Below are 6032 nucleotides of genomic sequence, written 5' to 3' on the forward strand. Positions count from 1 at the left end.
GACCCGACCACCGCGCTGCACCCCACGGCCGGACGCTGAAGCACCCGGCCCGATGCCCCCTGCCCGCTACAGCTCTTGACTGGCGAGGCGAAAGCTAGGCGGGGGACCAGCACCCCGCGGATCGGCGGCCCGGTGGGGTCGCCGATCCGGGGGAACGGGGTCAGCAGGGTCACGACCAGGGCGTGTCGACCGGCCCGGGACGGCTCGGGTACGCTGGACGGGTTGCTGCGCCACCGCGCAGGCGCCTCCGGGCGCCGCCGGGACGGCGTGCGCAGCCCGTCCAAGCACCCGGCGCCCCCCGGTCGTGCGCGCCGGACACAGAGCTCGACGTGAGAAACGCGAACAGGAGTCAGTGGTGTACGCAGTGGTGAAGGCTGGCGGGAGCCAGCACAAGGTGGCCGTGGGCGACACGTTCACGATCAACCGTCTCGCCGGTGAGGCTGGCGACACCGTCACCCTGCCGGCCATCCTCCTGGTCGACGGTGAGACCGTCACCAGCGACGCGGCGGCCCTGGCGAAGGTGACCGTGACGGGTGAGATCCTCGCCCACGGCAAGGGTCCCAAGATCCACATCCACAAGTTCAAGAACAAGACCGGTTACCACAAGCGTCAGGGGCACCGTCAGCGCCTCACCGACGTCGTGGTCCGCGACATCACGAAGGGCTGACGCCGACATGGCACACAAGAAGGGCGCCTCGTCCTCCCGGAACGGCCGCGACTCGAACGCCCAGCGCCTCGGCGTGAAGCGCTTCGGCGGCCAGGTCGTCAAGGCCGGCGAGATCATCGTCCGCCAGCGCGGTACCCACTTCCACCCGGGCCTGGGTGTCGGCCGCGGTGGCGACGACACGCTGTTCGCGCTCGCGCCGGGCGCGGTCACCTTCGGCACCCGGCGGGGACGCAAGACCGTCTCCATCACCGCCGTCGAGGCCTGAAGAAGTACCCCGCTGCCCCCCACCCCCCGCAGGCTCGGGGCGGGGCCGTGCAGCGGGGCCACCACATTCGTCTCGCCAACGAGCGCACGGGCCGATCGGCCCGTGCGCTCGTGGCGTTCTGAAGCCAGCTAGGAGGTGGCGGGCATGGCCGCTTTCGTCGACCGGGTGACCATCCACGTCGCCGCCGGCAACGGCGGGCACGGCGTGTCGTCGGTGCACCGGGAGAAGTTCAAGCCGCTCGGGGGGCCCGACGGCGGCAACGGCGGTGACGGCGGCGACGTCGTCCTCGAGGTGGACCCGAGCGTGCACACGCTGCTGGACTTCCACCACCGCCCGCACCAGAAGGCGGCCAACGGCCGGCCCGGCGCCGGCAGCAACCGGCACGGCGCCCGTGGCGAGGACCGCGTGCTGCGCGTCCCCGAGGGCACGGTCGTGACCACCCTGGACGGCCGGCAGATCGCCGACATGGTCGGCGCCGGCACCCGGGTGGTGCTCGCGCACGGCGGCAAGGGTGGCCTCGGGAACGCGGCGCTGGCCAACAACCGCCGCAAGGCGCCCGGCTTCGCGCTGCTCGGCGAGCCCGGTGAGGCGCTCGACGCGGTGCTGGAGCTCAAGAGCATCGCCGACGTCGGGCTGGTCGGGTACCCGTCGGCGGGGAAGTCCTCGCTGGTCGCCGCCATGTCGGCGGCCCGGCCGAAGATCGCCGACTACCCGTTCACCACGCTGGTGCCCAACCTCGGCGTGGTGCGTTCCGGCGACACCGTCTACACGATGGCCGACGTGCCGGGCCTGATCCCCGGGGCCTCGGCCGGCAAGGGCCTGGGCCTGCAGTTCCTGCGGCACGTCGAGCGCTGCGCCGTCCTGGTGCACGTCATCGACATGGCGACCATGGAGCCCGGGCGCGACCCCGAGACCGACATCGACGCGCTGGAGCACGAGCTCGCCCGGTACTCCGAGGCGGCGGCCGGCGGCGACGAGCTCGACCTGGTCGGCAGGCTCCGCATCGCGGTGCTCAACAAGATCGACGTCCCCGACGGCCGGGAGCTGGTCGACCTGGTCCGCGGCACCCTGGAGGCCCGCGGGCTGCAGGTCTTCCCGATCAGCGCCGTCACCGGTGAGGGGCTCGCCGCGTTCGGCTACGCACTGGCGGCCGCCGTCGAGGAGCACCGCGCCTCGCTGCCGGCGCCCGAGCCGGCGCGGGTGACGCTGACCCCGCGGGCCGTCGACGACAGCGGCTTCACCGTGGCGCGCGACCCCGACGACCCGGACTCCTTCGTCGTCCGCGGCGTGAAGCCGGAGCGGTGGGTGCGGCAGACCGACTTCACCAACGACGAGGCCGTCGGCTACCTCGCCGACCGGCTGAACCGGCTCGGCGTCGAGGAGGAGCTGGCCAAGGCCGGCGCCCGCGAGGGCGACGCCGTCACCATCGGCGACGTCACCTTCGACTGGGCGCCGACGCTGCCCGCCGGCACCCTCACCGCCGAGGAGTCCGCGGGTCTGGGCGGGCGCGGCACCGACAACCGGCTCGAGAGCAACGAGCGGATCGGGGCCTCCGAGCGGCTGGCGGCCAAGCGCGCCCGCCGCATGCCCTTCGAGGCCACCGAGGCGGGCTGGACCGACGCGGAGCTCGAGGAGCTGGCCGACGACCTGCCCGGTGGGGCCGGCGAGGGGGACCGGTGACCCCGGCCGCCGCCCGCCCCGCGATCGCCGGGGCGGGCCGGGTCGTGGTGAAGGTCGGCTCCTCCTCGCTCACCACCCTGCCCGGTGGCCTGGACGTCCAGCGGCTGACCGCCCTGGTCGACGCGCTCGCCGCGGTGCGGGCGTCCGGCCGGGAGGTCGTCCTGGTCTCCTCCGGCGCGATCGCCGCCGGGCTGGCGCCACTCGGCCTCGACGGGCGCCCCCGGGACCTCGCGACCGCGCAGGCCGCGGCCAGCGTCGGCCAGCTGCGGCTGGTGCAGACCTACGCCGACGCGTTCGCCCGCCACGGGATCACCGTCGGCCAGGTGCTGCTCACCGCCGACGACCTCACCCGGCGCAGCCACTACCGCAACGCCCGCCGGACCGTCGACCGGCTGCTGGACCTCGGCGTGCTGCCGGTCGTCAACGAGAACGACACGGTCGCCACCGACGAGATCCGCTTCGGCGACAACGACCGGCTCGCCGCCCTGGTCGCCCACGTCTCGCAGGCCGAAGCCCTGGTGCTGCTCTCCGACGTCGACGGCGTGTACGACGGCGACCCGCGGACCGGCCCGGCCCAGCTCGTCGACACCGTGCGCGACCCGGCGGACCTGGCCGCGGTCGTCCTCGGCTCGGCCAGCCGCAACGGCGTGGGCACCGGGGGGATGGCGACCAAGGTCGAGGCGGCGTTCATCGCCGCGCACGCCGGGGTGCCCGTGGTGGTCACGTCCACCCCGCAGGCCGGTGGCGCGCTGGCGGGCGAGCGGGTGGGCACCCTGTTCGCGCCGATGGGCAAGCGGCCCAGCGCCCGCCAGTTCTGGCTGCGCTACGCCAGCCGTCCCCGGGGCCGGCTGCTCCTCGACGACGGCGCGGTCGCCGCGCTCCGCGAGCGGCACGCCTCGCTGCTGGCGGCCGGGATCACCGGGGTCGCGGGTGAGTTCGTCGCCGACGACCCGGTGGAGCTGGTCGGGCCCGACGGCGTGGTGGTCGCCCGCGGGCTGGTCGCCTACGACGCCCGCGAGATGCCCCGCCTGCTCGGCCGCAAGACCGGCGATCTCCCGGCCGAGTACCGCCGCGAGGTGGTGCACCGCGACGAGATGGTGCTGGTCGGACGCCTGCGCTGAGCGCCCTGCTCCGGCTGAGAGACTGACCCGGTGACGATCCGCCCCATCCGCGAACTCGGCGACCCGGTTCTGCGCACCCCCTCGGACCCCGTCCGGGCCTTCGACGGCTGGCTGGCCGCGCTGGTCCGCGACCTGGAGGAGACCGTCGACCACCCCGGCCGGGCCGGGGTCGCGGCGCCGCAGATCGGCGTCAACGTGCGGGCCTTCTCCTACAACATCGACGGCGTCATCGGGCACATGGTCAACCCGGTCATCGTCGAGCGCTCCGAGGAGATCCAGGACGGCGACGAGGGCTGCCTGTCGGTGCCGGGGATCTGGGCACCGACCGTGCGCGCGATGCGCTGCGTCGCGGAGGGCTTCGACGTCGACGGCAAGCCGCTGCGGCTGGAGGGTGAGGGGCTGATGGCCCGCTGCCTCCAGCACGAGGTCGACCACCTCGACGGCAAGGTCTTCCTGGACCGGCTCACCGGTGACGCCCGGAAGGCCGCCCTGCGGGCGCTGCGCGAGCGCTGACGCGTCCTCCGGCCGAGGGCCACCCGGCCGTGGCAGAGTGCTCCGTCGGAGAGAACCGTTCTCAGCCGATCGGAGTGGCCGTGCCACCGGTGGTGCGCGACGACGTCCCGGCCGGCGGCGTCGACCAGGCCGTGAAGCCGTCGCGGGTGCAGGCCTCCGACGTGCTGCTCGTCCTGCTGCTGGTCGCCATCGGCCTGTACTTCCTCGCGCCCGGCTGGTTCGGCTTCCCGGCCCTGCAGGCGTGGTCGACGGTGTTCGTCGCCATCTGCCTGCAGGCGCTGCCGTTCCTCGTCCTCGGCGTCCTGGTCTCCGCCGCGGTGACGGCCCTGGTGCCGCCGTCGTTCTTCGAGCGGCTGCTTCCCCGCAGCCCGGTGGCCGCGGTGCCGGCCGCGGGGGCGGCGGGTGCGGTCCTGCCCGGCTGCGAGTGCGCCTCGGTGCCGGTGGCCGGCAGCCTCGTGCGCCGGGGGGTGGCACCGGCCGCGGCGCTGGCCTTCCTGCTCTCCGCACCGGCGATCAACCCCGTGGTCGTGGTCGCCACCGTCGTCGCCTTCCCGGGCGAGCCGATGATGGCGGTCGGCCGGTTCGTCGCCTCGCTGGTCGTCGCCGTGGTCATGGGCTGGTTGTGGGCGGTCTTCGGGCGGCCGGAGTGGATCCGGCTCCGGCAGCGGGCCGGGGCGCACCCGGAGGCGGGGCGCGCCCGGCTGTTCGTGGGCACGGCGCAGCACGACTTCACCCACGCCGGCGGGTTCCTCGTGCTGGGGGCGCTCGCGGCGGCGACGCTCAACGTCGTCGTCCCGCGGCCGTGGCTCGACGCGCTGGCGGAGAACCCCGCCGTCGCAGTCCTCGTCCTCGCGGTGCTCGCCGTCGTGCTCGCCATCTGCTCGGAGGCGGACGCCTTCGTCGCGGCCAGCCTCACCTCGTTCAGCCTCACGGCGCGCCTGGTGTTCCTGGTCGTCGGTCCGGTGGTGGACGTCAAGCTGATCGCCCTGCAGGCCGGCACCTTCGGGCCGCGGTTCGCCCTCCGGTTCGCGCCGGTCACGTTCCTGGTCGCCGTCGCGACGGCGCTGCTGGTCGCGTGGGTCCTGCTGTGAGGCGGGCTCCGTGGCGCGGGTGATCCAGCAGCTGCTGCTGGTCCTCCTGGGCGGGGTCGTGCTCCGCACCGCGCTGACCGACGCCCACCTGGCCTACGTCCAGCCGGGGTTCCGGCCGCTGCTCGTCGGGGCCGGTGCGGTGCTGCTGGCGCTCGCCGCTGCCGGGCTGCTGGGCACCCGGCGGCATGCGGACGACGGGCACCACCACGACGGGCACCACCACGACGGGCACCACCACGACGGGCACCACCACGACGGGCACCACCACGACGGGCACCACCACGACGGGCACCACCACGACGTGGCCCCGAGCACCTGGCTGCTGGTGCTCCCGGTCGCCGTCCTGCTGCTGGTGGCCCCGCCCGCTCTCGGGGCGTTCACGGCCGAGCGGCAGGCGCAGCCCATCGCGGTCCCCGCCGGTGCGCGGTCCTCCGCCGCGCTGCTCGGGCCGGACGACGAGGGGGCGGACCACCGCACCCTCACGCTGCTCGAGTACGGGATCCACGCCCTCGCCCCGGGGAGCCCGGCGCTGACCGGCCGGTCGGTCCGGTTGCAGGGGTTCGCGCTGCCGCGGGACGGCGGCGGCTGGTACGTGGCGCGGATCCGGATCGGCTGCTGCGCGGCCGACGCGGTGCCGATCGCCGTCGTCCTGTCCGGGGCGCCCGAGGACCTCGAGGAGGGGGAGTGGGTCGAGG

The 6032-nt window shown here is 74.9% G+C and carries 7 protein-coding genes; all 7 read left to right on the forward strand.

Going from position 1 to position 6032, the window contains the following annotated elements:
* Positions 1-355 precede the first annotated feature (355 nt).
* Positions 356-667 carry a 50S ribosomal protein L21 gene (rplU, locus tag E9565_RS21365; protein ID WP_236826286.1) on the forward strand — a complete coding sequence of 104 codons (312 nt, stop codon included), beginning with the start codon at positions 356-358 and terminating at the stop codon, positions 665-667.
* A gap of 7 nt (positions 668-674) precedes the next feature.
* Positions 675-932: a 50S ribosomal protein L27 gene (gene rpmA / locus E9565_RS21370; protein ID WP_091933064.1), complete on the forward strand. Its 258-nt coding sequence runs from the start codon at positions 675-677 to the stop codon at positions 930-932.
* A gap of 144 nt (positions 933-1076) precedes the next feature.
* Positions 1077-2612: a GTPase ObgE gene (obgE, locus tag E9565_RS21375; RefSeq protein ID WP_236826287.1), complete on the forward strand. Its 1536-nt coding sequence runs from the start codon at positions 1077-1079 to the stop codon at positions 2610-2612.
* The gene (proB, locus tag E9565_RS21380) at positions 2609-3733 is read left to right on the forward strand and encodes a glutamate 5-kinase (RefSeq protein WP_236826288.1); all 1125 of its coding nucleotides are present in this window, start codon (positions 2609-2611) and stop codon (positions 3731-3733) included. Before obgE ends, proB begins: the two co-directional genes overlap by 4 nt.
* A gap of 30 nt (positions 3734-3763) precedes the next feature.
* Positions 3764-4246, forward strand: coding sequence for a peptide deformylase (locus E9565_RS21385; RefSeq protein WP_236826289.1), 483 nt, complete (start codon positions 3764-3766; stop codon positions 4244-4246).
* Positions 4247-4326: 80 nt separating this feature from the next.
* The gene (locus E9565_RS21390; RefSeq protein WP_236826290.1) at positions 4327-5337 is read left to right on the forward strand and encodes a permease; all 1011 of its coding nucleotides are present in this window, start codon (positions 4327-4329) and stop codon (positions 5335-5337) included.
* 19 nt (positions 5338-5356) lie between these two features.
* A partial coding sequence (locus E9565_RS21395) for a TIGR03943 family protein (RefSeq protein ID WP_236836686.1) occupies positions 5357-6032 on the forward strand: 676 nt, incomplete at its 3' end.

Source organism: Blastococcus sp. KM273129 (assembly GCF_021698995.1).
GTDB lineage: Bacteria > Actinomycetota > Actinomycetes > Mycobacteriales > Geodermatophilaceae > Blastococcus.

Coding starts and splice junctions, on each gene's coding strand:
- obgE (WP_236826287.1), top strand. CDS start 1,077: ATGGCCGCTTTCGTCGACCGGGTGACCATCCACGTCGCCGCCGGCAAC.
- rpmA (WP_091933064.1), top strand. CDS start 675: ATGGCACACAAGAAGGGCGCCTCGTCCTCCCGGAACGGCCGCGACTCG.